At 64.1% G+C, this 26,505-nt stretch carries 27 protein-coding genes; 12 read left to right on the top strand and 15 right to left on the bottom strand.

Annotation, left to right across the window (positions count from 1 at the left end; translation table 11 throughout):
• Positions 1 to 18: 18 nt before the first annotated feature.
• The 11 genes from OIK40_RS00970 to OIK40_RS00920 form a co-directional block, all read right to left on the bottom strand.
• Positions 19 to 1,440 (bottom strand): alpha/beta hydrolase family protein, encoded by a 1,422-nt coding sequence (locus OIK40_RS00970; RefSeq protein WP_273675445.1) that lies wholly within the window; start codon positions 1,438 to 1,440, stop codon positions 19 to 21.
• A gap of 60 nt (positions 1,441 to 1,500) precedes the next feature.
• On the bottom strand, positions 1,501 to 2,046 hold the full coding sequence (locus tag OIK40_RS00965) for a hypothetical protein (protein WP_273675443.1): 546 nt from the start codon (positions 2,044 to 2,046) through the stop codon (positions 1,501 to 1,503).
• 55 nt (positions 2,047 to 2,101) lie between these two features.
• Positions 2,102 to 3,238, bottom strand: coding sequence for a tRNA guanosine(34) transglycosylase Tgt (gene tgt, locus OIK40_RS00960; protein WP_273675441.1), 1,137 nt, complete (start codon positions 3,236 to 3,238; stop codon positions 2,102 to 2,104).
• A 104-nt stretch (positions 3,239 to 3,342) separates the two neighbouring features.
• Positions 3,343 to 3,873, bottom strand: a complete 531-nt coding sequence (locus tag OIK40_RS00955) for an outer membrane protein (protein ID WP_273675439.1) — start codon at positions 3,871 to 3,873, stop codon at positions 3,343 to 3,345.
• Between the two features lie 163 nt (positions 3,874 to 4,036).
• Positions 4,037 to 4,804 (bottom strand): ABC transporter permease, encoded by a 768-nt coding sequence (locus OIK40_RS00950; protein ID WP_273676048.1) that lies wholly within the window; start codon positions 4,802 to 4,804, stop codon positions 4,037 to 4,039.
• Positions 4,804 to 5,748, bottom strand: coding sequence for an ABC transporter ATP-binding protein (locus tag OIK40_RS00945; protein WP_273675438.1), 945 nt, complete (start codon positions 5,746 to 5,748; stop codon positions 4,804 to 4,806). Before OIK40_RS00945 ends, OIK40_RS00950 begins: the two co-directional genes overlap by 1 nt.
• A 9-nt stretch (positions 5,749 to 5,757) precedes the next feature.
• Positions 5,758 to 6,795 carry a tRNA preQ1(34) S-adenosylmethionine ribosyltransferase-isomerase QueA gene (gene queA, locus OIK40_RS00940; RefSeq protein WP_273675436.1) on the bottom strand — a complete coding sequence of 346 codons (1,038 nt, stop codon included), beginning with the start codon at positions 6,793 to 6,795 and terminating at the stop codon, positions 5,758 to 5,760.
• A gap of 43 nt (positions 6,796 to 6,838) precedes the next feature.
• Positions 6,839 to 7,570, bottom strand: coding sequence for a peptidylprolyl isomerase (locus tag OIK40_RS00935; protein ID WP_273675434.1), 732 nt, complete (start codon positions 7,568 to 7,570; stop codon positions 6,839 to 6,841).
• 85 nt (positions 7,571 to 7,655) lie between these two features.
• A complete protein-coding gene (gene coaD, locus OIK40_RS00930; RefSeq protein WP_273675432.1) occupies positions 7,656 to 8,168 on the bottom strand; it encodes a pantetheine-phosphate adenylyltransferase in 513 nt (170 codons plus the stop codon).
• A 24-nt stretch (positions 8,169 to 8,192) separates the two neighbouring features.
• A complete protein-coding gene (locus OIK40_RS00925) occupies positions 8,193 to 9,104 on the bottom strand; it encodes a polyprenyl synthetase family protein (RefSeq protein ID WP_273675430.1) in 912 nt (303 codons plus the stop codon).
• A 4-nt stretch (positions 9,105 to 9,108) separates the two neighbouring features.
• Positions 9,109 to 9,390 (bottom strand): exodeoxyribonuclease VII small subunit, encoded by a 282-nt coding sequence (locus tag OIK40_RS00920; RefSeq protein WP_374211763.1) that lies wholly within the window; start codon positions 9,388 to 9,390, stop codon positions 9,109 to 9,111.
• Positions 9,391 to 9,459: 69 nt separating this feature from the next.
• On the opposite strand from OIK40_RS00920, the gene OIK40_RS00915 reads away from it, so the two are divergent.
• The 3 genes from OIK40_RS00915 to purL are packed head-to-tail and all read left to right on the top strand — an operon-like array spanning position 9,460 to position 12,827.
• Positions 9,460 to 9,873 carry a DUF2177 family protein gene (locus tag OIK40_RS00915; protein WP_273675428.1) on the top strand — a complete coding sequence of 138 codons (414 nt, stop codon included), beginning with the start codon at positions 9,460 to 9,462 and terminating at the stop codon, positions 9,871 to 9,873.
• A gap of 10 nt (positions 9,874 to 9,883) precedes the next feature.
• Positions 9,884 to 10,558, top strand: a complete 675-nt coding sequence (locus tag OIK40_RS00910) for a hypothetical protein (RefSeq protein ID WP_273675426.1) — start codon at positions 9,884 to 9,886, stop codon at positions 10,556 to 10,558.
• Between the two features lie 28 nt (positions 10,559 to 10,586).
• Positions 10,587 to 12,827, top strand: coding sequence for a phosphoribosylformylglycinamidine synthase subunit PurL (purL, locus tag OIK40_RS00905; RefSeq protein WP_273675424.1), 2,241 nt, complete (start codon positions 10,587 to 10,589; stop codon positions 12,825 to 12,827).
• A 20-nt stretch (positions 12,828 to 12,847) separates the two neighbouring features.
• Here the strand turns inward: purL and OIK40_RS00900 are convergent, their stop codons facing one another.
• Positions 12,848 to 13,654 carry a Coq4 family protein gene (locus OIK40_RS00900; protein WP_273675422.1) on the bottom strand — a complete coding sequence of 269 codons (807 nt, stop codon included), beginning with the start codon at positions 13,652 to 13,654 and terminating at the stop codon, positions 12,848 to 12,850.
• A 107-nt stretch (positions 13,655 to 13,761) separates the two neighbouring features.
• On the opposite strand from OIK40_RS00900, the gene OIK40_RS00895 reads away from it, so the two are divergent.
• Complete coding sequence (locus OIK40_RS00895) at positions 13,762 to 14,448, top strand: nitroreductase family protein (RefSeq protein WP_273675421.1); 687 nt, start codon at positions 13,762 to 13,764, stop codon at positions 14,446 to 14,448.
• 4 nt (positions 14,449 to 14,452) lie between these two features.
• On the opposite strand, the gene OIK40_RS00890 is transcribed toward OIK40_RS00895, so the two are convergent.
• Positions 14,453 to 15,289, bottom strand: a complete 837-nt coding sequence (locus OIK40_RS00890; RefSeq protein WP_273675420.1) for a Coq4 family protein — start codon at positions 15,287 to 15,289, stop codon at positions 14,453 to 14,455.
• Positions 15,290 to 15,426: 137 nt separating this feature from the next.
• Positions 15,427 to 16,299, bottom strand: a complete 873-nt coding sequence (serB, locus tag OIK40_RS00885) for a phosphoserine phosphatase SerB (RefSeq protein ID WP_273676046.1) — start codon at positions 16,297 to 16,299, stop codon at positions 15,427 to 15,429.
• Here serB and miaA point away from each other — a divergent pair.
• The 7 genes from miaA to leuA all read left to right on the top strand — a co-directional run bounded on the left by miaA (position 16,292) and on the right by leuA (position 24,411).
• Positions 16,292 to 17,248: a tRNA (adenosine(37)-N6)-dimethylallyltransferase MiaA gene (miaA, locus tag OIK40_RS00880; RefSeq protein WP_273675418.1), complete on the top strand. Its 957-nt coding sequence runs from the start codon at positions 16,292 to 16,294 to the stop codon at positions 17,246 to 17,248. The genes serB and miaA overlap by 8 nt on opposite strands.
• 146 nt (positions 17,249 to 17,394) lie before the next feature.
• On the top strand, positions 17,395 to 19,182 hold the full coding sequence (gene ilvB / locus OIK40_RS00875) for a biosynthetic-type acetolactate synthase large subunit (protein ID WP_273675417.1): 1,788 nt from the start codon (positions 17,395 to 17,397) through the stop codon (positions 19,180 to 19,182).
• 10 nt (positions 19,183 to 19,192) lie between these two features.
• Positions 19,193 to 19,714, top strand: coding sequence for an acetolactate synthase small subunit (gene ilvN, locus OIK40_RS00870; protein ID WP_273675414.1), 522 nt, complete (start codon positions 19,193 to 19,195; stop codon positions 19,712 to 19,714).
• A 39-nt stretch (positions 19,715 to 19,753) separates the two neighbouring features.
• Positions 19,754 to 20,773, top strand: a complete 1,020-nt coding sequence (ilvC, locus tag OIK40_RS00865) for a ketol-acid reductoisomerase (RefSeq protein WP_273675412.1) — start codon at positions 19,754 to 19,756, stop codon at positions 20,771 to 20,773.
• A gap of 67 nt (positions 20,774 to 20,840) precedes the next feature.
• Positions 20,841 to 21,989: an alpha-hydroxy acid oxidase gene (locus OIK40_RS00860; RefSeq protein ID WP_273676044.1), complete on the top strand. Its 1,149-nt coding sequence runs from the start codon at positions 20,841 to 20,843 to the stop codon at positions 21,987 to 21,989.
• Positions 21,990 to 22,091: 102 nt separating this feature from the next.
• The gene (locus OIK40_RS00855) at positions 22,092 to 22,538 is read left to right on the top strand and encodes a hypothetical protein (protein ID WP_273675410.1); all 447 of its coding nucleotides are present in this window, start codon (positions 22,092 to 22,094) and stop codon (positions 22,536 to 22,538) included.
• 193 nt (positions 22,539 to 22,731) lie between these two features.
• Positions 22,732 to 24,411, top strand: a complete 1,680-nt coding sequence (gene leuA / locus OIK40_RS00850; protein WP_273675408.1) for a 2-isopropylmalate synthase — start codon at positions 22,732 to 22,734, stop codon at positions 24,409 to 24,411.
• Here the strand turns inward: leuA and OIK40_RS00845 are convergent.
• A complete protein-coding gene (locus OIK40_RS00845; protein ID WP_273675406.1) occupies positions 24,408 to 25,253 on the bottom strand; it encodes a CPBP family intramembrane glutamic endopeptidase in 846 nt (281 codons plus the stop codon). The genes leuA and OIK40_RS00845 overlap by 4 nt on opposite strands.
• A 184-nt stretch (positions 25,254 to 25,437) precedes the next feature.
• Here OIK40_RS00845 and OIK40_RS00840 point away from each other — a divergent pair, with 184 nt between their 5' ends.
• On the top strand, positions 25,438 to 26,478 hold the full coding sequence (locus OIK40_RS00840; RefSeq protein WP_273675404.1) for a TIGR00341 family protein: 1,041 nt from the start codon (positions 25,438 to 25,440) through the stop codon (positions 26,476 to 26,478).
• Positions 26,479 to 26,505: the final 27 nt, after the last annotated feature.

Below are 26,505 nucleotides of genomic sequence, written 5' to 3'. Positions count from 1 at the left end.
TCGAGAGCCTAAGCGCCGTCATCCGCCGCGTCCCAATGCCTCGTCGAGAAACCGCCCGATGGTGGCCAGCATGTCAATGCGGGCCTTGCTGTCGCCAAGGCCGTGCTGGAGATCCTCGTATTCGTGATAGATCACCGGCTTGCCGGCATCCTGCAGCGCCTTTTCCATCGCGCGGGCATGGCGCACGTCGACATTGAGATCACGCGTACCGTGGAACAGGGCGACGGGGGCCGCGAACTTCTCCGCATGGCGGCGGGGACTGCCATCGTCGATATGCGGGCCTTCGCCGATATAGTCGCGCACGATCCGATAGTTGGTATATTGGCGCGCATCGCCGGCCAGATAGCCAAGGTCTGTGACCGGCGCGATTGCCACCACCGCCTTGAACAGCGCCGGGTCAAGCACCTGCGATTGCAACGCCGCATAGCCGCCATAGGACCAACCGGCGATGGCCAGCTGATCTGGGCGGGCGATGCCCTCGCTTATCAGCCAGCGCCCCGCATCGTTGACGTCGCCGATCGCAACGTCCCAGGCCTTGAACCCGTTGCGGCCATACCAATCCGCGCCATAGCCCGAGGAACCGCGGTAATTGGGCTGGAGCACGGCATAGCCGCGCGCGGTGAAAAACTGCACCAGCCAGTCGAAGCCCCACTCATCCCGCGCCGCCGGGCCGCCGTGAGGCAGCACGATGGCAGGCAGGCTCTTGCCGTCGGATCCCGGCGGGAGCGTGAGATAGGCGGGAATCTGCGTCCCGTCGGCGGCAGGATAGGTAATCGGCTGCATCCGCCCCATCGCACGGTCGGTAAGCCCGGCACGCACCGGCAGGATCGGTTCCAGCGTGCGCTTGGCCTTGTCGAACAGGTAGACCATGCCCGGTTGGGTATCGCTCGATGCGATCAGCAGAAGACGCTGTTCGTCACTGCTGGCCCCGACAATGTTGATGATCGGCTGATCGGGCAGCGCCTTGCCGAGATTTTCGGCAAGCGTGGCCAGTTCGGGGCTGAAATAGGCAACCTCGCGCTTTTCGGTGGCATAGCTCGCGCCCACCACGCGTCGCTGGCGACCGATGCGGATGAGCGTATCGACATCGACGTCGTCGCGCGCCATCAGCAGCCTGCCCGCGCCGGTGCCGTCGAGCGCGAATTCGGCGATCGCGTCATAGCCGCCATTGACGATGAAGCCGATCGCGACATTGCGCGCACTATCGACCGACAGCGGCGAGAACCACGGCACGGGCTCTCCCCCGATCGTCAGATTGTCGAGCGCGTCCCAGCCATTGCTGTCCTGCCGCCGGTAGAAATAATCATATTCGCCGGTCAGGCGGCCATTGCCGTCATAACGTGCGCGCACCTTGATGCGCACCTGTCCCTGTTCGTCGGCGACGTAGCGCTGGGCCGCGGGATCGGCACGCTCGCGCGGGCGGCGCTTGCCGGTGGTCACATCGACCAGATCGACGCCGAGCCCGGATTCACGGTTGGCGAGCCGGGTGCCGGTGGAATATTAATGCACCGACTGGCGCGACATGAGGATCTGCCCCTGCTCCCCGCCAACGTCGAGCGCCAGCACGTCCCCGCCCTGCTGCACGAAGCCGAGCGCCATGCCGGACTGGCGCTTGCTCAACTCCTGCACATTGTCGCCGGTATCGTCGATCGCGAAAAGCCGTTCGAACGGAAGCAGCACGCCGTCGCCGCTTTTGGCCATGCCCGAGGCCTGACACACAAGACGGGTGTCGCTGGCCCATTCGCAGAAATCGAGATCGGCGATCTTTTCGGAATTGACGACGATGCGGCGCACCTGCGCATCGCCGGCAAGATCGATCACGCTAAGCACTTCGGTATGTTCCGGCCCGGCCGAGACAAACGCGACCTTTTCTCCGGAAGGCGAAAGCGAGATGTCGAGCACTGTCTCGCGCGCCCCGAACATCGCGGCGAGGGCTTCGATCCCCTCGTCCTCGGCCCATGCCGGCGATGCCGCGCACAATCCGGCCAGAGCCGGCGCAAGCATCAGCCGCGCCCGCCCGGCGGAACCCCCAAACCGTCCAATCATTAATGCGCCCCTTGGTTCTGCGATGGGTCGAAGCCTAACGCGCAAGCGGCGCGATTCAAGCCTTCGCGTGCAGATAATCCCGGCGGAAGTCGCTGGCAAAAGACGCAAATCTGCCCGCCGCAATCGCATCGCGCATTCCCTGCATCAGCGCCTGATAAAAGCTCAGGTTGTGCTCGGTCACCAGCATCGCGCCGAGCATCTCGCCCGATTTGACGAGGTGATGGATATAGGCACGCGAATAGGTGGTGCAGACCGGACAGGCGCAGCGATCATCCAGCGGCCCGGTGTCCTCGGCAAAGCGCGCGTTCCTGAGGTTAAGCGGCCCGTTCCATGTAAAGGCCTGCCCGTTGCGGCCCGAACGGGTCGGCAGCACGCAATCGAACATGTCGATCCCGCGCTCAACCGCGCCGACCAGATCATCGGGCTTGCCCACCCCCATCAGATAGCGCGGCCGATCTTCGGGGAGCATGTCGGGCGCGAAATCGAGCGTGGCGAACATCGCCTCCTGCCCCTCGCCCACGGCAAGCCCGCCAACGGCATAGCCATCGAAACCGATATCAATCAGCTTTTCGGCACTGATCCGGCGCAGGTCTTCGTGCAGCGCGCCCTGCTGGATACCGAACAAGGCGGCGCGCGCGGCATGTTCCTCGCCACTGTCGAAGCCCTCGCGGCTGCGCTTGGCCCAGCGCATCGAGAGTTCCATGCTGCTGGCGATCTCGTCCTTCGGACGGTCGGCGCGGGGGCATTCGTCAAAAGCCATGACGATGTCGCTGCCGAGCAGGCGCTGAATTTCCATGCTGCGTTCGGGGGTCAGCATGTGCTTCGACCCATCGAGATGGCTGCGGAATTCGACGCCTTTTTCCGTCAGCTTCCGCAATTCGGACAGGCTCATCACCTGATAGCCGCCCGAATCGGTGAGGATCGGCCGCGGCCAGTTCATGAACTTGTGCAGTCCGCCAAGCCGCGCCACCCGCTCCGCTCCCGGACGCAGCATCAGGTGATAGGTGTTGCCCAGGATGATGTCCGCACCCGTCGCGCGCACGGCCTCGGGCTTCATCGCCTTCACCGTGGCCGCCGTGCCCACGGGCATGAAGGCGGGCGTGCGGATTTCGCCGCGCTGCATGGCAATCGTGCCGGTGCGCGCCTTGCCGTCGGTAGCGTGGAGCGTGAAGGAGAAACGGGGCGATGTCATAATGGCAGCGCCTAGCCGCAGCGTGTCGCGCTGTCACGCGGGCAAGAAAAAGGGCCGGAACCGCGCGGGGTGCGGCTCCGGCCCTGTTATTGGTCGCCTAGGCCTCAGAAGGCGTAAAGCACGCCCACGGTCGCACGGGTCGAGTCGAAGGCGATGGTGTCGATCCCGGCGCGGAAGCGGACTGGGCTTTCGCCCAGACCGAACTCGACGCCCGCACCGACAAGGTAATCGCCATCGGTGGTGTCGAACCCGGCCGGCGGGGTGACGCCGAACAGGTTGCGGATGTCGAAGTCGACTTCCTGATAACCGCCGCGAACATAGATCTTGCCGGTTTCGCCAACGCGCACACCGGCGCGCGCGGCAATACCGTATTCGTTATCGATCGGGCCGTCGCCGATGTGGAAATTGCCTTCGGCACCGACGAAGAACGTCTTGCCCACCGGCACATCGACCCCGGCAACCACGCCGTAGATCCCGCCGTCGTCATCGGGCAGACCGATGCCGAGATCGTGGATCCCCGCCGATGCGCCGACATAGGCTTCGACCTTGGGATCCTCGTTGGACTGCGCCTGGGCAGCTGCCGGAAGTGCGATCGCGCCCATCGCCGTGAGCGTGGTGAATGCGATTTTCCTCATGCGTTTGTTTCCTTGTTTGTTGCCTGCCGCAGGGGGTGCGGCGGTAGGCAAGCCACTAGGATTCCCTCACTTTCAGGCGCATGAACAGGCGGACAAGTTGCCGTTAAGGTCAGACGGACGGTGGTTGCGGTTCGACCAAAGTCGCTCGCAGACCCGGCCGCAATTACTCGCGCAGCCGCCATCCGGTGCGGAAGATCACGGCGATGATCGTGACGCACAGCGCCAGAAATCCGAGCGTCAGGCCAAGCGAGACGGCGATCGGCACGTCGGCGGTGCCGTAGAACGTCCAGCGCAACCCGCTGACAAGAAAGGCGATGGGGTTGGCAAAGGCGACGGCGTCCCACGGCGCGGGCAGATCGCGGATCGAATAGAAGGTGCCGCCGAGGAAAGTCAGCGGGGTGAGGATCAGCAGCGGGATGATCCCCAGCTTCTCGAACGAATCCGCCCAGATGCCGAGGATGAAGCCGAACAGCGCGAAACTCGCCGCAACCAGCATGATGTAGAATGCAGCCAGCACCGGATGGGTGATCTGGTAATCGACGAAGAAAGTCGCCGTGCCCAGGATGATCGCAGCCAGAATCAGGCCCTTCGTCGCCGCCGCGCCGACAAAGCCGACCAGCGTTTCCGCCACGCCCACGGGCGCGGACAGCAATTCGTAGATCGTGCCGGTAAAGCGCGGCATGTAGATGCCGAAACTGGCATTGCTGGTGGTCTCGCCCAGCAGGGTGAGCATCAGCAGCCCCGGAATGATGAAGGCGCCATAGGGCACCCCGCCAACCGGCTCCATCCGCGCGCCGATGACCGATCCGAACACCACGAAATAGAGCGAGGTCGTCAGCACCGGCGACAGGATCGACTGGAACGCGGTGCGGAAGGCACGGGCCATTTCGCGGCGGTAGATGGCATAGGCGCTGCGCAGATTGAAATGCATCACGCGGGCACCTCCTGCTCGCCCAGCAAGCCAACGAAGATATCCTCCAGCGAGCTATCGTGGATGTCGATGCTGTTATAGGCGATCCCGGCACGGGTCAGCGCCTGAGTAAGCTGCGCGACTTCGGCCGCGCCCCCGCCCGCACCCGTGCCGCCGCGATAGATCAGGCGGGTGCTGCCCTCGCCTAGTTCGACCGGGAACGCAGCCACTTCCGGCGGCAGCTGGCCGAGCGGCACAGCAAGATCGATCACCGCCTCGGTGGTACCCAGTCGCTCCATCATCGCGTGCTTTTCATCCACCATAAGGATGCGCCCGCCCTGAATGATGCCGACCCGGTCAGCCATTTCCTCGGCTTCCTCGATGTAATGGGTGGTAAGGATAATGGTGACGCCGCGTTCCTTCAGCCGGGCGATCTGTTCCCACATGCCCTTGCGCAATTCCACGTCGACGCCCGCAGTCGGCTCGTCGAGGAAAAGCAATTCGGGATCGTGCGCCAGCGCCTTGGCGATCAGCACACGGCGTTTCATCCCGCCCGACAGCGCACGAATCTGCGCGTCCTTCTTGTCCCAAAGCGACAGGCTGCGCAGGATTTCCTCAATCCGCGCGGCGTCATGCGGCTTGCCGAAGAGACCTTGCGAATAGGCGACCGCCCGCCACACCGTCTCGAACATGTCGGTGGACAATTCCTGCGGCACCAGCCCGATCCGCGCCCGCGCGCTGCGCCAGTCGCGTGCCAGATCGTGCCCGAAGGCGGTGATCGTGCCCCCGGAAGGCCGCACCAGCCCGCACACGGCCCCGATCAGCGTAGTCTTGCCCGCCCCGTTCGGCCCCAACAAAGCGAAAATTTCGCCCGGCCGGATATCCAGATCGACATTGTCGAGCGCCCGCGTGCCGCCACGATAGGTCTTGGTCAGGCCGCGGATGGAGAGGATCGGTTCGTTCATCGCCACCGATTAGGGAAGCAGCAGCGAGGAGTCACCATAGGAATAGAAGCGGTATTCATTGGCGATGGCGTGCCGGTAAGCCGCCAGCATGCGCTCGCGCCCCATCAGCGCAGAAACCAGCATCATCAGAGTCGATTTGGGCAAGTGGAAATTGGTCATCAGCCCGTCCACCGCCTTAAGGCGATAACCGGGGGTGATGAAGATCGACGTATCGCCCGCGAAGGGGCGGATGATGCCGTTTTCGTCCACCGCGCTTTCCAGCAGGCGCAGCGAAGTGGTGCCGACCGCAATGATCCGGCCCCCGGCAGCGCGGGCGGCATTGAGCTGATCGGCGGTGTCCTGCGATATGCGCCCGAATTCGGCGTGCATCTGGTGATCGTCGGTGTCGTCGGCCTTCACAGGAAGGAAGGTCCCCGCCCCCACGTGCAGCGTCAGCATCGCGCGCCCGATTCCGGCAGCGTCGATCGCATCGACTAGTCTTTGCGTGAAGTGGAGCGACGCAGTAGGCGCGGCAACCGCGCCTTCCTCGCGCGCGAACATGGTCTGGTAATCTTCCAAATCCTGCTGATCCACGCCGCGCTTACTGGCAATATAGGGCGGCAGCGGCATGGTGCCTGCACGATCAAGCAGCACTTCGACCGGCTCTTCGCCTTCGAAGAACAGGGTGATCGATCCGTCGGCATGGCGCGCCTCGGCAATCGCGGTGACACCGCCGCCGAACATCAGCTGATCGCCTTCCTTCACCCGCTTGGCGTTGCGGATGAAAGCCTGCCAGCGGCGCAAGTCGAGCCGCTTGTGCAGGGTAGCGCCGATCTTCGCCTCCCCGTCGGCGCGGCGGCCTTCGAGTTGGGCGGGTATCACCCGGGTATCGTTGAACACCAGCACATCGCCGCGATTGAGTAGGGTCGGCAGATCGCGCACGCCCCTGTCTTCAAACGGCGCGTCGGCCCCGCGCACCACCAGCATCCGCGCCGCATCACGCGGACGCACCGGCCTTAACGCAATGCGATCTTGCGGCAGCTCGAAATCGAAGAGGTCTACTTTCATGGCGCGCGCCCCTAACCCGAAGGCGCGGCGTGCGAAAGTCCCCTTAGCCGATGGGGCCGCTCAACATGTCGACGGTGATCGGCGTATCATCCGCCGGTGCAGGCGGCGGCGGGGGCGGAAGGTTGTCGATGGCAAGCGAGGCTTGCACGATACGAGTCGGTTCCGCGGGCGGTTCGCCCCGGTTGATCGCATCAACCGCGTCCATGTTTTCGATCACGCGGCCGAAATTGGTGTAACGCTTGTCGAGGCTGAAACGCGGGTAGAAGACGATGAAGAACTGGCTGTTGGCGCTGTCTTCCTCGGTCGCGCGGGCCATCGACACCGTGCCGCGTACGTGCGGCATCGGATTGAATTCGGCCTTGAGGTCGGGAAGCTCGCTGCCGCCCTGCCCGGTGCCGGTCGGATCGCCGCCCTGGGCCATGAAGCCGTCAATCACACGGTGGAAGATCACGCCGTTATAGAACCCACGGCGGGTAAGTTCCTTGATCCGCGCGATATGTTCGGGCGCCCAGTCCTCCATCAGCCGGATCTTGACCCGCTGGCCGTTCGACAGATCGAGCACCCAGACATTCTCAGGGTCGACCGTCGGATCATAATTGATCGGGGCATAGGTGCGCGGCGCGCTGGCGATTTCCTCCGCGTCGTCGTCGTCCTTGGCATTATCGCCAAAGGCAACCGGCGGCGTGTCGTCCTTCCGCTTCTGGGCAAGCGCGGGGTGCGCAGCAGTCAGCAGGAACAGGGCACCAATGGCAGAGGTGAGCGTGGCTTTGATCATCATTTCATCCGTGTGAGACGCCGCCTGTAGCCATGCCGGGCTGACACTTCAATGAATGAAGCGGAACCTGTCGACAGCGCGCCGTTCAATAATCGCCCTTGGTTCCGGTTTCGCGCACGCGCGCCTCAACCTCGGCACGCACCGGCGGACTGACGAATTTCGATATGTCGCCCCCGTAAATCGCGATTTCCTTGACCAGCTTGGACGCGATCGGCTGGAGCGATACGTCGGCCATGAGGAAGACAGTTTCCACACTGGGATCAAGCTGCTGGTTCATGCCCGCCATCTGGTATTCGTACTCGAAATCGGCGACGGCGCGCAGGCCGCGGATGATGACGCTGGCGCCCTGTTTCTGGGCAAACTTCACCAGCAACGCGTTGAAGCCCACCACCTCGACATTGGTCAGCCCCATCCCGGCGACTTCGCGTTTGACCATGCGGAAGCGTTCATCGACGCCGAACATCGGGTTCTTGGAAGGATTGGTCGTCACGCCGATGATCAGCTTGTCCACCAGCTTCGCCCCGCGCCGGATGATATCGGCATGGCCCAGCGTGATGGGATCGAATGTGCCGGGATAGATCCCGATACGGCTGCTCATACGTCCTGTCCTCTGTCCGGAAAATCAGCGATCGCGTTCAACGATGAAGCGGGCGAGCGCGCGCAAAATATCGGCCTCGGCACCATAGCTCGAAAGGTGGCCCACCGCCTGATCGACCAGCGCGCGGGCCTGATCGCGGGCCCTGTCGATGCCCAGCAAGGTGACAAAAGTCTGCTTGCCCTGTTCGTCGTCCTTGCGCAGCGCCTTGCCGGCCTTGTCCTCGTCGCCGACAGCGTCGAGCAGATCATCCGCGATCTGGAAGGCAAGGCCGATATCGCGGGCATAGGCGCGCAAGTGCGCCCGGCCCTGCGGCGCAACCTTACCGAGGATCGCCCCCATCTCGACACTCGCCGCCAGCAGCGCGCCGGTTTTCAGCTGTTGCAGCCGCGTGATGGTGTGCAGATCATAGGTCACGCCTTCCTCGTCGGCGACCATATCCATCATCTGCCCGCCGGCCATGCCATGCATGCCCGATGCTTTGCCCAGCGTCAGGATCAGTTCGGAGCGGGTGAAGGGATCGGTGCTGGTGGCCTCATCGGCCAGAATCTCGAAGGCCAGCGCATGAAGCGCATCACCGGCGAGCACGGCGGTCGCCTCGTCATAGACCTTGTGCAATGTCGGCTTGCCATGGCGCAGATCATCATCGTCCATGCAGGGCAGATCATCATGGATCAGCGAATAGACGTGGATCGTCTCGATCGCGGCGCCCGCCCGCAGCGCGGCATCGCGCGACACGCCGAACAGCGACGCGGTGCTGACCACCAGCAACGGGCGCACCCGCTTCCCCCCGCCGATCGCGGCGTAACGCATCGCTTCGACCAGACGCGCGCTGGTGTCATCCGGCACCGGCAACAGCGCGTCGAACAGCGAATCGATATCGGCCTGAACCTGCTTCAGGCCGTCGCCGAGGATATTGGTGTCCACCCCTGCAAGCATCGGCTCAGCCATCCGCATCAAGCGGGCGGGTACCGGCGGGCCGGCCGTCCGCGCCGGTGACGATCTTCTCGATCCGGGCCTGCGCCGCATCAAGCCGCTGCTGGCAGGCTGCGCGCAGCGCCTCGCCGCGTTCGTACAGCGAAATCGACTGGTCGAGCGGCACGTCGCCGCGTTCCAGCTGCTGCACGATCTGTTCGAGCGCGACAAGCGCCTGCTCGAAGCTCATCTGCGAAATATCCGGCGCTTGCGCCGTACCGGTGTTGCCCTCGTCCATGGTCGCGAGCATTGACGCGCCCGCCCTGTCCGGTCAAGGCTGGCACGCAAAGGTGGCGGGCAAAGCGGGATAAAGAACGACATGACGAAATGGATCATCGCCTACGCCGCCGCCGCGCTTGCTTTCGGCGCGATGGACGCCGTTTGGCTGCGCTGGGCCTCGGGCAATCTCTATCGTCCGGTAATCGGCGAGATCATGGCCAAGGATTTCAACATGGCCGCCGCCGGGGTGTTCTACCTCATCTACCTCGCCGGGATGACATGGTTCGCGATCAAGCCCGGTATCGAAAGCGGCACGGTGCAGGCGGCCCTGCTGAACGGCATCCTGCTGGGTGCGCTGTGCTATGCGACCTTCGACCTCACCAGCCAGGCGGTGTTCAAGGTGTGGGCGACCCATGTCAGCGTGCTCGACATTCTCTGGGGTGCCTTTGCTACCGGCACGGCGAGCGCCATCGCCACCTGGGCCGCGCTGCGCTTCGCTCCGGCTGCCGGCTGATCGGCACCGCATGTTCATCGGTCATTTCGCCCCGGCCTTCGTCGCCGCAGCCGTCAGTCCGCGCAGCCCGCGCCTCGGCACGCTGTTCGTCGCTGCACAACTGGTCGACTGGGGATTTTTCACGCTGGCGCTGATCGGCGTGGAGAAACTGCGGGTCGATCCGGCGGCGAGTGTGATGGTGCCGCTCGATCTTTATCACATGCCCTATACCCACAGTCTGATCGGGGCCGGGATCTGGGCGCTCGCCTTCCTGATTGTGGTTGCGCTGGCTCAGCGTAACCTGTTCGCCGGATTGCTGGCCGGGCTGGTTGTGCTGTCGCACTGGGGGCTCGACTGGCTGGTACACGTGCCCGATCTGACGCTCGACGGGGAGCCGCCGAAATTCGGGCTCGGGTTGTGGAACTATCCGTTGGTGGCCATCCCGCTTGAACTCGCGGTTACAGGCGGCGCTTTCGCCTTCTACGTGCGCCGCACGCGCGGCCCTATCGGCCCACCGCTGGTGCTGCTGGCGGTGATGCTGGTGCTGCAGGCGATCAACTGGTTCGCGCCCCATCCGCAGGAAGCGGGCGCGTTCCTTTATCTTCAGGCTTTGCTCGCCTTCGCGATTCTCACCGCGCTGGCGGTCTGGGTGGGGGAGAATCGCTGGTTCCAGAAACGCTGCGGCTTGGCCTTCGGCGAAGTCTAATCTAGGGGGCGGGCCAAGGAGTCCCGACATGTCCGCCATCACCCCCGAAATCGTCGAACAGCACGGCCTTTCTCCCGAGGAATACGAGCGCGTCCTGCACGCGCTGGGCCGCGAGCCGAACCTTGTCGAGCTCGGCATCTTTTCCGTGATGTGGTCGGAGCATTGCTCCTACAAATCCTCGCGCCTGCATCTGAAAAAGCTGCCGACCGAGGCGCCGTGGGTGATCTGCGGCCCGGGCGAGAACGCGGGCGTGATCGATATCGGCGACGGGCAGGCGGCGATCTTCAAGATGGAAAGCCACAACCACCCCAGCTACATCGAGCCCTATCAGGGCGCGGCGACGGGCGTGGGCGGCATCCTGCGCGACGTTTTCACTATGGGCGCGCGGCCGATGGCCAATGCCAATGCGCTACGTTTCGGGCGGCCCGAACACCCCAAGATGAAGCATCTGGTGCAGGGCGTGGTCGCAGGCATCGGCGGCTACGGCAATTGCGTCGGCGTGCCGACCGTGGCGGGGGAGACCAACTTCCACCCTGCCTATGACGGCAATATCCTCGTCAACGCGATGACCGTCGGCGTCGCCGATCAGGACAAGATCTTCTATTCCGCCGCCACCGGCCTTGGCAATCCGATCGTCTATGTCGGCAGCAAGACCGGGCGCGACGGGATCCATGGTGCGACCATGGCGAGCGCAGATTTCGGCGAGGATGCCGAGGCCAAGCGCCCCACGGTGCAGGTCGGCGATCCCTTCACCGAAAAGCTGCTGATCGAGGCCTGCCTTGAACTGATGGCAACCGATGCCATCGTCGCGATTCAGGATATGGGCGCGGCGGGTCTCACGTCCTCCAGCGTCGAAATGGCCTCCAAGGGCGGCGCGGGCATCCGGCTCGACATGAACAAGGTGCCCTGCCGCGAAGAGAGCATGACGCCTTACGAAATGATGCTGTCGGAGAGCCAGGAGCGCATGCTCATGGTGCTGAAGCCGGGCAAGGAAGCCATGGCAGAGGCGATCTTCCGCAAGTGGGAGCTCGATTTCGCGGTGATCGGCGAAGTGACCGATACGGGGCACATGGTGCTGGAATTCAATGGCGAGGTGGTGTGCGACATCCCCCTCGCTCCGCTTGCGGACGAAGCGCCGCTGTATGACCGGCCTTACCTCTCCAAGGAGGAATATGCGGCGTGGGCAGGCGTGACGCCGCTCGGGGACGTACCCTCGACCGATGATGTGGCAGCGGACCTGCTGACCCTGATGGCCTCTCCCGATCTCGCCTCGCGCGGCTGGATTGCCGAGCAATACGATTCGCAGGTCGGTGCCGACACGCTCCAGACCGGCGGCGATGCCGGTGTGGTGCGGGTGCATGGCACTGACAAGGCGCTGGCGATCACCACCGATTGCACGCCGCGCTATGTCTTTGCCGACCCCTATGAAGGCGGCAAGCAGGCGATTGCCGAAGCTTACCGCAACCTGTGCGCCGTCGGCGCGCGGCCGCTGGCAGTGACCAACTGTTTGAACTTCGCCAACCCGCAGCGCCCGGAGATCATGGCGCAAATCGTCCATGCGCTGGACGGCATGGGTGATGCCTGCCGCGCGCTCGATTTCCCGATCGTGAGCGGCAATGTCAGCCTCTATAACGAAAGCAAGGCGACCGGCGGCGGCTCGGCAATCCTGCCTACCCCGGCGATCGGCGGCGTCGGTATCATCACCGATCTTTCCAAGATGATGACGATGCACTTCAAGCAGGCGGGCGATGCGATCTACCTCGTCGGGCCGGAATTCTGGGCCAAGCCCGATCCCACCCGCTCGCACCTCGGCCAGTCGCTGTGGCTGCGCGTGGTCAAGGGCATCGAAGGCGGCCGCACCCCGCCGACCGACCTTGTGGTGGAACGCACCGCGGGCGAAATCATCCACGAACTGATCGCCGACGGGCTGGTGAACGCGGTCCACGACCTCAGCGATGGCGGCCTGGCGGTCGCTCTGGCGGAGATGGCGCTGGCCGGAGGCATCGGGGCCGAAGTCGATCCGGCGGGCAACCCCGATTACACGCCCGCTCAATGGTGGTTCGGCGAGGATCAGGGACGCTATCTCGTCACCGTTCCCGATGTCGAAGCCCTCAATGCCGCGCTCGCCAAGGGCACCCGCGACGAGGAAACGGCCCAGATCGGTTTCCAGCGGGTCGGCACGGTGGGCGGCGATTCTGTGCTGGGGGTTCCGCTGGCGGAACTTCGCGCAGCCAACCAGCGCTTCTTCGCGGAATGGATGGAAGGCTAAGGGCGCTCTAGGCCGGGGCCTTATGCCGCCTGGGCGCTCCCCAGCGTCAGTTCCTCGCTCAAAATCCCCTCGCCCGCGAGGATGGAAAGGCACTGGCGGTAGACTTCAGGCTTGCCGATATGCAGCCGTGCCCGCGCGGCATCGATATCCTCGCGCATCAGCGCGGCGATATCCTGATGCGCGATCTTGGCCGCGGCCCTGCCCAGCCTGCGCCCTTCGCGGATCGCGGCGAACAGCGGAGCCTTGGTGCCGCTCGCCTTGGCGATCTGGCGCGCACCCGCATAGGCGATGAACAGAATGCCCTTGTTGTGGTTCTGCTCGTAGCTGAAGCCGAGCAGGCTCGCCTCGCCCAGCGCGTCGCGGCCATAGCCGGTTAGCACGTGAAACAGATCATGCGTGTCGCGCAGGCGATCGAAATACCACTGCGTCAGATCGCGCGGCAGGCTTTCGGGCGGCGCCCACTTATGGCTTTCCGCCACCAGCCCTGCCGCCGACAGCCCCTCGCGCTTCATGAAGGCGATGTAATGCGCCGCCACGCTGTCCGGCCCGCAATCGGCCCAGCGGGCGTGATCGTCGAGCATCGCCGGAATATCGACGCTGTCGGCAATGAAACGCTGGCCTTCGGGGGAACGGATGAAGTCCCACGCCTGCCGGTGCGTGCGCTTGCCTTTGGTCGCCTCGATGATGTGGAACACCTGTTCGGTGTCCTCCTTGTCCGCCACCAGCTTGCGAAAATGATGCAGCACTTTCAGCGGACGGAAGCCCGAAACCTTGCGTTCGGGGGCGAGCAATGGGAGTTCTGCCAGCGGGGTATCGGGAAGCGCCATCGTGTAACGTCCTTTGCGCGAGTCGCGAACCAGACTCACCTTTCGTCACTTACATCAGTGTCAGTTAAAAGTCGATTTGTCCGTTGTTCGAGGTCAAGAAACTGCCGATGCCCGCACCTGAAACCCTTCCCTACACGATCAAGCAGGTGCCCGATGACGAAGCCATCGCCCGCGCCGAAAGCCTCGCCACAAGGTTGAAGCAGCGTCGCACCTGCCGGTGGTTCTCCGACGCGCCGGTGCCGCGCGAGATCATCGAAGCAGCGATAGCAGCGGCCGGTAGCGCGCCTTCGGGGGCCAATCACCAGCCATGGCATTTCGCGGTCGTCGCATCACACGAACACAAGCGCGCGATCCGCGAAGCCGCAGAGGCCGAGGAACGGCGTTTTTACGGTGCGGACGGCGATGATCCCAAGGCGAGCGAGGAATGGCTTGCCGCGCTGAAGGACCTCGGCACCGACGCGGACAAACCGTTTCTCGAAACCGCGCCTTACCTCATCGTGGTGTTTGCCCAGCGCAAGGGCGGGATCGCCGAAGACGGGGCGACGCAGAATTATTACGTCAACGAAAGCGTCGGGATCGCCTGCGGGATGCTTCTGGCGACGCTGCACGAGGCGGGGCTGGCGACGCTGACGCACACACCGTCACCAATGGGTTTCCTGCGCGAGATCTGCGGGCGGCCCGAATGGGAAAAGCCGGTGATGATCGTGGTCGCAGGCCGTCCTGCGCCCGACGCCACGGTGCCTGCCCACGCGCTGATTAAAAAGCCGCTGACACAGATCGCCAGCTGGCTTTGACCGGTCAGGCCGCGGCGAGTTCGCCCGGCGTGCTTTCGCTGGCGAGCAGATTGTAGGGATTGATCCCTTCCGCCTGCCAGATGCGGTGGCATTCGCGATACTTGCTCGGTTCGGGGATACGCATATCGGCGCGCACCTGCTCTAGCGGGCGGGCGAGCAATTCGCGGATCGGCTGTTCGATCAGGCGCGGGGCGCCCTTGCCGGTGCGGTGGGCCTGACGCACGGCGCCGAACACGGGTGCCTTGCTGCCCTTGGCCATCTTGGCGATGTTGGCCGCACCGGCATAGCCGATCAGCAGGTGGCCGTGGCTTGGGCTCTGGCCGTGGGTGAACAGCAGCACGCATTGTTCCCCCAGCGCATCGCGGCCATAACCGGTCAGCACGTGGAACAGATCATGCGTATCGCGCGAGCGTTCCATGAACCACTGCACCAGATCGGGGTATTTCGGACGCCCGAGGCTCTCCGCCTCGGCTACCAGACCCGCTGCAGTCAGCCCTTCGTTTTCCATGAAGTCGCAATAAGCATGTGCCAGGCTGCCCTTCGGCGTGCGCCGCAGCGCCGCGTGATCGTCGAGGATTTCGGGCAGGCTCGGCTCGGTTCGGCGCAGATGCTCGCCGCGTTCGGACAGGGCCAGTTCGGCAGCGCGCGGGAGAAAATCCTTGGACGGCAGGGATTCGAAAATCTTGAACACCAGCGAGGTGTCTTCCTTGTCCTGGATCAGCAGGCGGAAGTTCTTCCATGCGCGCAGCGGCCGATACTGCGGCTCGGGCCGCGCGGGATCGCGCAGCACGGTGCCGTCGGCAGCGAACATCTGGCTATAGTCACGGGCGGTGGCGGTCATCGATCCTGATCCTTGTCTCGCACTCGCTGATGCCATGCAATGCTTACATCAGTGTAAATAAGCGATTCGCGTCCCGTTTCAAAACCCTTTTTGCGACGAAGCGTTCCGGCCCCGCGCCAAAGCCGCGCAAACCGGCGCTATCCCCCGCGCCAATCCTTGCGCGGGATGCCGAGCAGACACAGCACCGCCGTCAGATCGCCGCGATCGACCCGGCCATTGGCCGCCGCCCGCGCCTTGGGCTTGGCGCGATAGGCAAAGCCGTAAGTTGCCGCTTCAATCATCGGAATGTCGTTGGCACCATCGCCGGTGGCGAGCGTGACGGCGCCCTGCCCGGCCTCCTCGCGCAACACCGCCGCCTTAACCCCGCTATCGGTGATCGGCCCCAGCAGGTTGCCGGTCAATTGTCCGTTCGCCACCTCGAGCCGGTTGCCCACTACCCGTTCGAACCCAAGCATCTGCGCGACCGGATCGGCAAAATGGTGAAAGCCGCCGGTTACCAGCACCGATCGCGTGCCGAGCGCGGAAAGCGTCGCCACCAGCGTGCGCGCGCCCGGCGTGGGCGTGATCCGTTCGTTGAGGCAGACTTCGACCACCGCTTCGTCCAGCCCCCTGAGCAGCGCCACCCGCTCGCACAGCGCCTCCACGAAATCGAGCTCACCCTGCATCGCGCGCTCGGTAATCGCGGCGATCTGCGGCTTGATCCCGGCATAATCGGCCAGCTCGTCGATGCATTCCTGCCCGATCATGGTCGAATCCATGTCGGACACGAACACCTTCGGCACCACGATCTCTCCATCGCTCACCAGCATGTCCGCAGGGGCGAACGTCCGGTCGATCGCTTCGAGCACGACGGACGGGTCGGCCTCGGCAAAGCGCAGTTCCATCACGTCGCCTTCGGCCAGCATCGCTGCCGAGGCGATCGCGGTGCCAGTCGCCTTCAAAGCATCGGCCAGCGCATCGAGACGTGTTTCCCTGTCGGCTGTGTCTGCTATCAGCCGGGCAATGAGCATCATGATTTCTCCAAACCTACCGCTGGCGCTCATCGCAGGGCCGACCGCCAGCGGCAAGAGCGCGGTTGCACTGGCTCTCGCCCACCGGCTGGCAGAGGCGGGACGCAAGGCCGTTATCGTCAATGCCGACAGCGCGCAGGTCTATGCCGATCTGCGCGTGCTGTCCGCGCGCCCTTCCGAAGAAGAAATGGCCGGCGTCGAACACCGGCTGTTCGGCGCGTGGGACGGTGCGGAAGCCTGCTCGGCGGCGGCGTGGGCAGCGCGCGCGAGGGAAGAGATCGCCGACATTCACGCGGGCGGCGCGGTTCCGATCCTCGTCGGCGGCACGGGGCTTTATCTGAAAGTGCTGCTTGAAGGCATTGCGCCGATCCCGCAGATCGACCCTGCGGTGCGCGCTACCGTCCGCGCACTGGACGAGGATGCGGCCTACAAGCTGCTTCAGGTTGAAGACCCGTTGCGCGCAGCCGAGCTTGATCCGGGCGACCGTCAGCGGATTGCTCGCGCGCTGGAGGTCAAACGCTCGACCGGGGTGACGCTGGCCGACTGGCAGATGGCCAAGGCCGGCGGCATTGCAGAAGAAGTGACGCTGCACCCGCTGCTGCTGCTGCCCGACCGGACATGGCTGTACGAACGCTGTGACCGGCGGTTCGAGGCAATGCTGGAAGACGGCGCCGTCGAAGAGGTGGAGGCCCTGCTCGCGCGGGAGCTTGATCCCGATCTGCCGGTGATGCGTGCTATCGGCGTGCCGGAAATTGCAGCCTTCCTTGCCGGAGAGACAAGCCGCGAGGCGATGATTGCCGCCGCCCAGCAGGCCACCCGCAATTATGCCAAGCGCCAGTTCACCTGGTTCCGGCGGCAACCGCCTGCGGAATGGGCGCGGATTGGCCCTGAATGTGAATCCGAAAGTATCGACATAGGCACGTATTTTGCATCATTGTTGCGCGATTAGGGGTTGACCTATCAGATTATAACCGATAGCGGCATTGTCACTCGGCCCGATGCGATCCCCCCTGCATCGGGCCGGTTTTTTGTTATTTACGCCCCGTTTCCCGGCAGGCACTGTTCTGCCCCGGTCGCAAGCTTATGGAGTTTCCCGTGTCCCGCCAACAGGCCTCTGCCCAGTCCCAAAGCGCCCTCAGCAGCGGCGCGGCGATCCTCGTGCAGTGTCTGATCGAACAGGGCGTGGAATACGTGTTCGGCTATCCTGGCGGTGCGGTGCTGCCGATCTATGACGAATTGTTCGGCGACGAACGCATTCGGCACATCCTTGTCCGCCACGAAGCCGGCGCGGCCCACGCAGCCGAAGGCTATGCCCGCGCGACGGGCAAACCGGGCGTTGTGCTCGTCACCTCCGGCCCGGGCGCAACCAACGCGATCACCGGCATTGCCGACGCGTGGATGGATTCGATACCGCTGGTTGTGATCACCGGTCAGGTGCCGACCGCGCTGATCGGCACCGACGCGTTTCAGGAAGCCGACACCATCGGCATCACCCGCCACTGCACGAAGCATAATTATCTGGTGAAGGACCCGGCCGATCTCGCCGCGACCATTGCCGAGGCGTTCCGCATCGCCACCACTGGCCGCCCCGGCCCGGTGGTGATTGACATTCCCAAGGATGTGCAGATCGCCGTGCCCAGCGAACGCCGTGCCTTCGTGCGTCCGGGATCGCACCGTTACGCCCCGCAAATGGTCGCGCCGGCCGAACAGATCGTCGAAGCGATCGAGATGATTGCGAATGCCGAATGTCCGATCCTCTACACCGGCGGCGGGATTATCAATTCCGGGCCGGAGGCCAGCACCTTGCTGCGCCGCTTCCAGGATCTGACCGGCGCGCCCGTCACCTCGACGCTGATGGGCCTCGGCGCGTTCCCCTCCACCCATCCCGACTGGCTCGGCATGCTGGGGATGCACGGCACCTTCGAAGCCAACATGGCGATGAACAAGTGCGATGTGATGGTCTGCATCGGCGCGCGCTTCGATGACCGGGTCACCGGCAGGCTCGATGCCTTCTCGCCGGATTCGAAGAAGATCCACATCGATATCGACCGGTCATCGATCAACAAGACGGTTGCGGTGGACCTTGGCATCCTTGGCGACTGCGCCACCGTGCTCGGCCAGCTGGTGGAGGCGTGGGGCAGCCGCAAGGCGCGCGATCTGGGCGAATGGAAGGCCCGCATCGCCGGCTGGCGTGCGCGCGAATGCCTCGCCTACCCCGCACGCTCGGCCAAGCATCCGAACATGATAATGCCGCAAAAGGCGATCGAGCGGCTCCACGCGCTCACCCATGCGCAAAAGCCGATCATCTCGACCGAGGTCGGCCAGCACCAGATGTGGGCAGCGCAGTATTTCGGGTTCGATGATCCCAACAAATGGCTCACCTCGGGCGGGCTCGGCACGATGGGCTACGGCCTGCCTGCCGCAATCGGCGCGCAATTGGGGCACCCCGATGCGCTGGTGATCGACATTGCGGGCGAAGCCTCGATCCAGATGAATATCCAGGAACTCGGCACCGCCTCGCAATACCGCCTGCCGGTCAAGGTGTTCATCCTCAACAACGAATATATGGGCATGGTCCGCCAGTGGCAGGAACTGACCTACGAAAGCCGCTATTCGAATTCCTATTCGGACAGCCTGCCCGATTTCGTGCGCCTCGCCGAAGCCTATGGCTGGAAGGGCATCCGAATCCACGACGAAAGCGAACTGGACGAAGGCATCGCCGCGATGCTCGCGCATGATGGCCCGGTGATGGTCGATTGCCTCGTCGCGCAGGATGCCAACTGCCTGCCGATGATCCCGTCAGGTGCAGCGCACACCGACATGATCCTCTACGGCGACAAGGTCGACGGGACGATGGACGACGAAGCCAAGGCGCTGGTCTAGGATACACGCAATGCCCCTGAAAATTGCCGAAGCAGCTTCCGAGCGTCACGTGCTCGCCGTCACGGTCGACAACGAACCGGGGATCCTCGCCAAGATCACCGGGCTGTTCACCGCGCGTGGTTACAACATCGACAGCCTCACCGTGGCCGACATTACCGAAGATCACGCGGTCAGCCGTATCACCATCGTCACCAACGGGCCGCCCCAGGTGATCGACCAGATCGAGGCGCAGCTCGAGCGGCTGGTGCCGGTGCACAAGGTCACCGACCTCACCACGGCCGGACCCCACGTCGAGCGCGAACTCGCACTCATCAAGGTCACCGGCACGGGTGAAAAGCGGGTCGAGGCGCTCCGCCTTGCCGACATTTTCCGCGCCCGCCCCGTCGATACGACCACCGAAAGCTTCATATTCGAAATCACCGGCCCGCCCGACAAGGTCGACAGTTTCATCGCCCTTATGCGCGAACTGGGGCTGGTCGAAGTCGGCCGCACCGGCATCGTCGGCATGATGCGCGGGGCCGAAGGGGCCTGAACCTTTTTTCGCGAATACAATCCACAAGAGAGAATAGTGATGAAAGTCTATTACGACGCCGATGCCGATCTGAACCTGATCAAGCCCAGAAAGGTCGCGATCCTCGGCTATGGCTCGCAGGGCCATGCCCATGCCCAGAACCTGCGCGATAGCGGCGTGGCCGAAGTCGCCATCGCCCTGCGCGAAGGTTCGGCCACCGCGAAGAAGGCCGAAGCCGCCGGGTTCAAGGTGCTTTCCAACACCGAAGCTGCTAAGTGGGCCGACATCCTGATGATACTCGCCCCCGACGAACATCAGGCCGGCATCTGGGAAAATGATCTCAAGGGTCACATGAAGCCCGGCAGCGCGCTTGCCTTCGCACACGGGCTCAATATCCATTTCGGCCTGATCGAACCGCCCGCCGATATCGACGTCATCATGATCGCGCCCAAGGGCCCGGGCCACACCGTGCGCAGCGAATATGTCCGCGGCGGCGGGGTGCCCTGCCTGATCGCGATCCATCAGGACGCCAGCGGCGCGGCGCATGACGTCGCCCTCGCCTATGCCAGCGCCGTCGGCGGCGGGCGTTCGGGCATTATCGAAACCAACTTCAAGGAAGAGTGCGAAACCGATCTGTTCGGCGAGCAGGCCGTGTTGTGCGGCGGGATCACCCACCTGATCCAGGCCGGGTTCGAAACGCTGGTCGAGGCCGGTTACGCGCCCGAAATGGCCTATTTCGAGTGTCTCCACGAAACCAAGCTGATCGTCGATCTGCTGTATGAAGGCGGGATCGCCAACATGCGCTATTCGATCTCGAACACCGCCGAATATGGCGACATCACCACCGGGCCGCGCATCATCACCGCGGAGACCAAGGCAGAAATGAAGCGCGTGCTGGCCGACATCCAATCGGGCCGTTTCGTGAAGAACTTCGTGCTCGACAACCGCGCCGGGCAGCCCGAACTCAAGGCCGCCCGTAAGGCTGCCGAGGCACACCCGATCGAAAAGACCGGCGCCCAGCTGCGCGCCATGATGCCGTGGATCAGCGCCAATAAGCTGGTCGACAAGGCCAAGAACTGACGCTGCAACGCGTGGGGCGCGGCGCTTCGGACTTGTCCGGCGCCGCGCCTTGCGCGACAGCATGTCCATGCGCCTCTCCGATTGCCACAATATCGACGATTTCCGGCGGCTGGCGAAGGCTCGCCTGCCTTTTCCCGTGTTCGACTATATCGACGGCGCGGCGGATGACGAGCTGACCAAGGCGCGAAACACTGCCAGTTTCGACACCGTCGATCTGGTGCCGGACGTGCTCGCCGGGGTCGAAACCATCGACACCTCCTGCACCATCCTCGGTCGTACATCGGCGCTGCCGCTGATGCTCTCACCCACCGCCGTCCAGCGCGCGTTCCATTGGCAGGGTGAAACCGCAGTGGCCAAGGCGGCGGAGAAGTTCGGCCTGTGGTTCGGCATCTCCAGCCTTGCGACGCGCAGCATCGAGGAAATCGCCGCGCTGACCAGCGGGCCAAAGCTGTTCCAGCTCTACGTCCATAAGGACCAGGGTCTGAACACCCACATGATCGAACGCTGCCAGGCGGCGAAATTCGATGCGCTGGCGCTGACGGTCGACACCATCGTTTCGGGCAAGCGCGAGCGCTGCCTGCGATCGGGCTTCACCACTCCGCCGCGCTTTACCCCCGCAAGTATCTGGAGCTACGCCACGCGCCCGCGCTGGACGCTCGACTATCTCTTTCGCGAGAAGTTCCGCCTTCCCAATCTCGACACCCATGTCACCGAGGGGACGAACAAGGCGGTGAGCATCGCGGAATATTTCAACACCATGCTCGACACCGCGATGGACTGGGACACGGCGGCCGCGATCCGCCAGCAATGGGGCTGCACCTTCGTCCTGAAAGGCGTGATGAGCGTTGCCGATGCCCGCCGCGCGGTGGAGATGGGCGCGGATGCGATCATGATTTCCAACCACGGCGGACGGCAACTCGACGGCAGCCGCGCGCCGTTCGACCAGCTGCCCGAGATCGTCGATGCCGTGGGCGGCCAGATCGAAATCATCTGCGACGGCGGCGTGCGGCGCGGCACGCATGTGCTGAAGGCGCTGGCGAGCGGCGCGACTGCGGCGTCGGGGGGGCGGCTCTATCTCTATGCGCTCGCGGCGTCGGGACAGGAAGGCGTGGAGCGCGCGCTCGGCATTCTGAAGGACGAGATCGAACGCGGAATGCGTCTGATGGGCGTGACCGCAGTGGACCAGCTTACCGCCGACCGGATGCGGCGCAAATAGCCCCCGCCCTCAAGCAGCAAAGCGGTAGGGCAAACAAGAATGTCATAATCGGGTAATGAAAGAGGCGTTTCAGGCCGCAGACCTTACCCACGGACCGAAACCATGAACAAACTCGCGCAGTTCCTCCTCGCCGTCCCCATCGCGCTTGCGCTGACCGCCTGCGGCGGCGAGGCCGATCCTTCAGCCAATGATGCAGAAAGTTTCGCTGCGCGGATTAACCAGAACGGCACCGCCACGCCCGCGCCGCAGGGTGCCGTCGCCCCTCAGGTGGCCGCCCCCCAGCCCGGCGCCGCCCCCGGCGTCTTTGCGCCCGGCACGCTGACCGATCCGGCATCGTCGACCTGCGGCGCCAACCTCATGGGCCCGTTCATCGGCAAGCCGGCAGACGAGGCGACCCGCGCGCAAATCGTCGAAGCGCTGGGCCGCAGCGACAACCTGCGCTTCGTTGCACACGGCACCCCCGGCTACGTCAATCCCGACCCCACCAATCCGCGCCTCAGCCTGATGCTCGACGCGGGCAACATCATCCGCGACGCACGATGCGGGTAATGCCCGGCGCATTCCCTGCTTGCGCCGCGCGCAATAATCGGCAAAGACTCATCGCATGACGCGGATCGGACTTGCGCTGCTTCGACTTATGCGCCCTTGGGCGTAGGCAGTCGCACGCGCAGGGCGCGAGCGGCCCACTCCCAAGGGTAACCCGCCGCAGCTTCCCACCCTCTACCGCGACGAGCTTCTTTCCATGCCCATGCTCCGTGACCCTTCCGTCAAGTATCGCCCGTTCGGCCAGATCAACCTGCCCGACCGCCAGTGGCCTTCGCGCCTGATCGAAAAAGCGCCGCGCTGGCTCTCCACCGATCTGCGCGACGGCAACCAGTCGATCATCGATCCGATGGATGCCGTGAAGAAGCGCCGCTTTTTCGATCTGCTGGTGGAAGTCGGCGTGAAGGAGATCGAAGTCGGCTTCCCCAGCGCGGGCGCGACCGAGTTCGATTTCATCTCCGGCCTCGTGCGTTCGGGCGATATTCCCGATGACGTCACCGTGCAGGTGCTCACACAGAGCCGCGAAGATCTGATCCGCACCAGCTTCGACAGCCTCGACGGCGCGCACGCAGCCATCGTGCACCTCTACAATGCGGTCAGCCCGGCATGGCGCGACATCGTGTTCCGCATGAGCAAGGACGAGGTGAAAGCCATTGCCGTTGCAGGCGCAAAGGTGATGCGCGACGAGGCGGCCAGGCGCCCCGGTACCGACTGGCATTTCCAGTATTCGCCGGAGACCTTCTCTACCGCGGAACTCGATTTCAGCATCGCCGTGTGCGAGGCGGTGATGGACGTTCTCCAGCCTACGCCAGAACACCCGATCATCCTCAATCTGCCGGCCACGGTCGAGGCGGCAACGCCCAATATCTACGCCGACCAGATCGAGTATTTCTGCCGCAACCTGCCGAACCGCGAAAGCGCGGTTATCAGCCTGCACACCCACAATGATCGCGGTACGGGCGTGGCGGCGGCGGAACTCGGCCTGATGGCCGGAGCCGACCGTGTCGAGGGCTGCCTGTTCGGCAATGGCGAGCGCACCGGCAATTGCTGCCTCGTGACGATGGCGCTGAATCTCTACACGCAAGGGGTCGATCCGCGCCTCGATTTCTCGGACATCGACCGCGTGATCGAGACAGTCGAATATTGCAACGACATCCCCGTCCATCAGCGCCACCCCTATGGCGGCGAACTGGTCTACACGGCATTCTCCGGCAGCCATCAGGACGCGATCAAGAAGGGCTTCGAAGCGCGCGACACCCAGAACGACGAAGCGTGGCGTGTGCCCTATCTGCCGATCGATCCGGCCGATCTCGGGCGCAGTTACGAAGCGGTGATCCGTGTCAATTCGCAGTCCGGCAAGGGCGGCTTTGCCTGGGTGCTGGAGAAAGATCAGGGCCTGAAGCTGCCCAAGAAGATGCAGGCCGATTTCTCGAAGCACGTGCAGCGCATGGCGGACGAACTGGGCCGTGAACTGAACGCCGCCGACATCTGGGACGCCTTCCGCAAGGCCTACCACGTCAAGACGCACCCCAAGCACTTCCAGCTTGTGCGCTACGAGGAAAGTCGCGCGTCGGACGGCACCCGCATCTTTGCCGGCACGATCGCGGTGGACGGGGAGGAGCAGAGCGTCTCGGGGCGTGGCAACGGCCTCATCTCCAGCGTGATGGGCACCCTGCGCGAAGCCTTCGGGGTCGATCTCGACGTGGCCGACTATACCGAACACGCCCTCGGCACCGGAACCGATGCACGGGCCGCGGCCTATCTCGAATGCCGCACCGGCGACGGGCGCACCATATGGGGCTGCGGGATAGACGAGGACGTGGCGACTGCCAGCGTCCGCGCAGTCCTTTCGGCGGCAAACAGCGCGGTGGCTGTTTAGCGCGGCACGATCCGCACAAGGCGGGTTGACCATGGCCGTCCGGCCAGCATCGGCCCTGCGATGATGGCCCCCAGCCCGACAATTCCTGCGAGCAGTGATCCGGGTAGCGGGGTCTCCACCAGCAAGGTTGGCGCGTTCACCAGCGCGTGTCCCGCGAACACGACTTCAAGCCTTCCGGTGCGCAAATAAAGCAGGCCGAGCAGCACACCGCCGAGGAACATATAGGCCAATGCCCCTGCCACAGCCACCAAGGTGACCTCACGGTTGAGCAAAATCGTCGGCAGGTGCCACAGCGCGAAGATTATCGAACACAGCAACAGCGCCGCGATCAGCCGCTCTGTTTCGCCCGAGAAACGCGACCCCATAAGCAGATAGAGTTGGGGCAGAACATAACCGCGGAACAGGCCATCCTCGAACGGGGCCGTACCCAGCACCATAGCCAGCAGCAGGCCAACCAATGTTCCAGCACCATGTTCGGCCCAAGCGGGATGGACGACGAGTCCGATGCCGCTGACAAGCGCCACTATAGCTGCAAGCAATTGTACAGCGACCCAACCCGCGCCGAGCAGCAGCAGCAACCGCAGCGCCCAGCCCGCGTTTAGTCCGAGATCGGACAAGCCCTGCCCGCCCCATGCCATCACCAATCCGCCAATCACCAACAACGTCATCGGCACAAACATCGTCAGATTGGCGTTAATCCAGCCATTGCTTGCGAAATGCAGCACCCATACAACGCTGCTCTCGCGCGAGAAGAACACAATGTTGGCGATGGTGACAGCCAACATTCCGGCAAGCACGATCGCCGCGAACATGGCGGAAGAATTCGGCCTGATCCTGATCACGGGTCGGGTCACCTTGCGTCCGGGAAGCCTTTGCACATCATTACTCGGCGCTCGAGATATGATATGCTTCCGGGCATTCGTGCAAGCCTCGCATTGGCCGACAAGAGCAATGGTCGCGACAGATGAGGTCGGGACCGCCAGGCCTTCTTCCCCGGCCACAGCATCGCCCCTATAGTCCGGCGTTATGACAGCAAGGTTGGTCGAGATATTTCTGCCCGAAAGCGCGATAGGCACGCTGGAGGGCATTCTCGCGAAACACTCGCGGCGCTTCTGGCGCGAAAGCGTGCCGGGCGGGATGGAGAAATACACCTGCCTCGTCCAGCAACGCTATACCGAGCGGCTGCTGGACGATCTCACCGCCGAATTCGGCAATGAACCGCGCTTCCTTGCGCAGGTGTCCGAACTCGAGGCGGTGATCCCGCCGGTGCTCGAAACGCCCGATACCGCGCTTCCCGCCGATCCCCATCTTCCGCCGCCGACCGCGATTGAACGGTTCTTCAGCCGCGACCGAATCAGCACCAGCGAGCTGTACGAGGACATCGAGGACAGCCTTCGGATCACGCCGAGCTTCCTGTTCACCGTCATCCTGTCCTCGATCATCGCCGCGCTGGGGATGCGCAGCGGACAGGTGGCGGTGATTATCGGCGCCATGGTAATCGCGCCCTTGCTAGGGCCAAGCATGGGGGTCGCGCTGGCAGCGACGGTGGGCGATGCGCGGCGCGGCGGCAAGGCGGCGCTGGCAATGGCGACAGGGGCGCTGCTGGCGGTGCTTTCCGGCATGCTTGTCGGCAGTCTGTTTTCCATCGATCTTGCCGAACCCGAACTGCGCAACCGCGCGCTGGTCCAGCCCGCTGACATCGCACTGGCACTGGCATGCGGGGCAGCAGGCGTTCTTGCAATGAGCCGCGCCGCATCGCTCTCGCTGGTGGGCGTGATGATCGCGGTGGCGCTGGTGCCGCCGCTCGCAGCAACCGGGATTTTTCTCGGCGCGGGCGAATGGGGCATGGCGGGAGGCGCGGTGTTTCTGTTCGCCAGCAATCTGGTGTGTCTGAATGTCGCAGGGATCGTGATGTTCCTGATCGAAGGCCTGCCGCCGAAGAACTGGCGAATCACGCTCGGTTTGCTGGCGGCATGGACGGCTATCCTTGTGGTGGTCGCACTGATTGCTGCCGGTTGGCTGGTTCTCGGCATCGGCAACATCGCCTTTATCACCCCTGCCCCTTGATCCCTTGCAGGCGACGCTTGCAGGCAG

Origin of the sequence: Erythrobacter fulvus (assembly GCF_028595285.1) — a bacterium.
Classification (GTDB): domain Bacteria; phylum Pseudomonadota; class Alphaproteobacteria; order Sphingomonadales; family Sphingomonadaceae; genus Erythrobacter; species Erythrobacter fulvus.
This window is presented reverse-complemented; position numbering and strand designations above follow the sequence as displayed.

Bases quoted from the DNA above. Each gene is read 5' to 3' on its own strand.
- OIK40_RS00965 (WP_273675443.1), bottom strand. From the start codon at position 2,046: ATGATTGGACGGTTTGGGGGTTCCGCCGGGCGGGCGCGGCTGATGCTT.
- tgt (WP_273675441.1), bottom strand. From the start codon at position 3,238: ATGACATCGCCCCGTTTCTCCTTCACGCTCCACGCTACCGACGGCAAG.
- OIK40_RS00955 (WP_273675439.1), bottom strand. From the start codon at position 3,873: ATGAGGAAAATCGCATTCACCACGCTCACGGCGATGGGCGCGATCGCA.
- OIK40_RS00950 (WP_273676048.1), bottom strand. From the start codon at position 4,804: ATGCATTTCAATCTGCGCAGCGCCTATGCCATCTACCGCCGCGAAATG.
- OIK40_RS00945 (WP_273675438.1), bottom strand. From the start codon at position 5,748: ATGAACGAACCGATCCTCTCCATCCGCGGCCTGACCAAGACCTATCGT.
- queA (WP_273675436.1), bottom strand. From the start codon at position 6,795: ATGAAAGTAGACCTCTTCGATTTCGAGCTGCCGCAAGATCGCATTGCG.
- OIK40_RS00935 (WP_273675434.1), bottom strand. From the start codon at position 7,570: ATGATCAAAGCCACGCTCACCTCTGCCATTGGTGCCCTGTTCCTGCTG.
- coaD (WP_273675432.1), bottom strand. From the start codon at position 8,168: ATGAGCAGCCGTATCGGGATCTATCCCGGCACATTCGATCCCATCACG.
- OIK40_RS00925 (WP_273675430.1), bottom strand. From the start codon at position 9,104: ATGCTTGCAGGGGTGGACACCAATATCCTCGGCGACGGCCTGAAGCAG.
- OIK40_RS00920 (WP_374211763.1), bottom strand. From the start codon at position 9,390: ATGCTCGCGACCATGGACGAGGGCAACACCGGTACGGCGCAAGCGCCG.
- OIK40_RS00915 (WP_273675428.1), top strand. From the start codon at position 9,460: ATGACGAAATGGATCATCGCCTACGCCGCCGCCGCGCTTGCTTTCGGC.
- OIK40_RS00910 (WP_273675426.1), top strand. From the start codon at position 9,884: ATGTTCATCGGTCATTTCGCCCCGGCCTTCGTCGCCGCAGCCGTCAGT.
- purL (WP_273675424.1), top strand. From the start codon at position 10,587: ATGTCCGCCATCACCCCCGAAATCGTCGAACAGCACGGCCTTTCTCCC.
- OIK40_RS00900 (WP_273675422.1), bottom strand. From the start codon at position 13,654: ATGGCGCTTCCCGATACCCCGCTGGCAGAACTCCCATTGCTCGCCCCC.
- OIK40_RS00895 (WP_273675421.1), top strand. From the start codon at position 13,762: ATGCCCGCACCTGAAACCCTTCCCTACACGATCAAGCAGGTGCCCGAT.
- OIK40_RS00890 (WP_273675420.1), bottom strand. From the start codon at position 15,289: ATGACCGCCACCGCCCGTGACTATAGCCAGATGTTCGCTGCCGACGGC.
- miaA (WP_273675418.1), top strand. From the start codon at position 16,292: ATGAGCATCATGATTTCTCCAAACCTACCGCTGGCGCTCATCGCAGGG.
- serB (WP_273676046.1), bottom strand. From the start codon at position 16,299: ATGCTCATTGCCCGGCTGATAGCAGACACAGCCGACAGGGAAACACGT.
- ilvN (WP_273675414.1), top strand. From the start codon at position 19,193: ATGCCCCTGAAAATTGCCGAAGCAGCTTCCGAGCGTCACGTGCTCGCC.
- ilvC (WP_273675412.1), top strand. From the start codon at position 19,754: ATGAAAGTCTATTACGACGCCGATGCCGATCTGAACCTGATCAAGCCC.
- OIK40_RS00860 (WP_273676044.1), top strand. From the start codon at position 20,841: ATGCGCCTCTCCGATTGCCACAATATCGACGATTTCCGGCGGCTGGCG.
- OIK40_RS00855 (WP_273675410.1), top strand. From the start codon at position 22,092: ATGAACAAACTCGCGCAGTTCCTCCTCGCCGTCCCCATCGCGCTTGCG.
- leuA (WP_273675408.1), top strand. From the start codon at position 22,732: ATGCCCATGCTCCGTGACCCTTCCGTCAAGTATCGCCCGTTCGGCCAG.
- OIK40_RS00840 (WP_273675404.1), top strand. From the start codon at position 25,438: ATGACAGCAAGGTTGGTCGAGATATTTCTGCCCGAAAGCGCGATAGGC.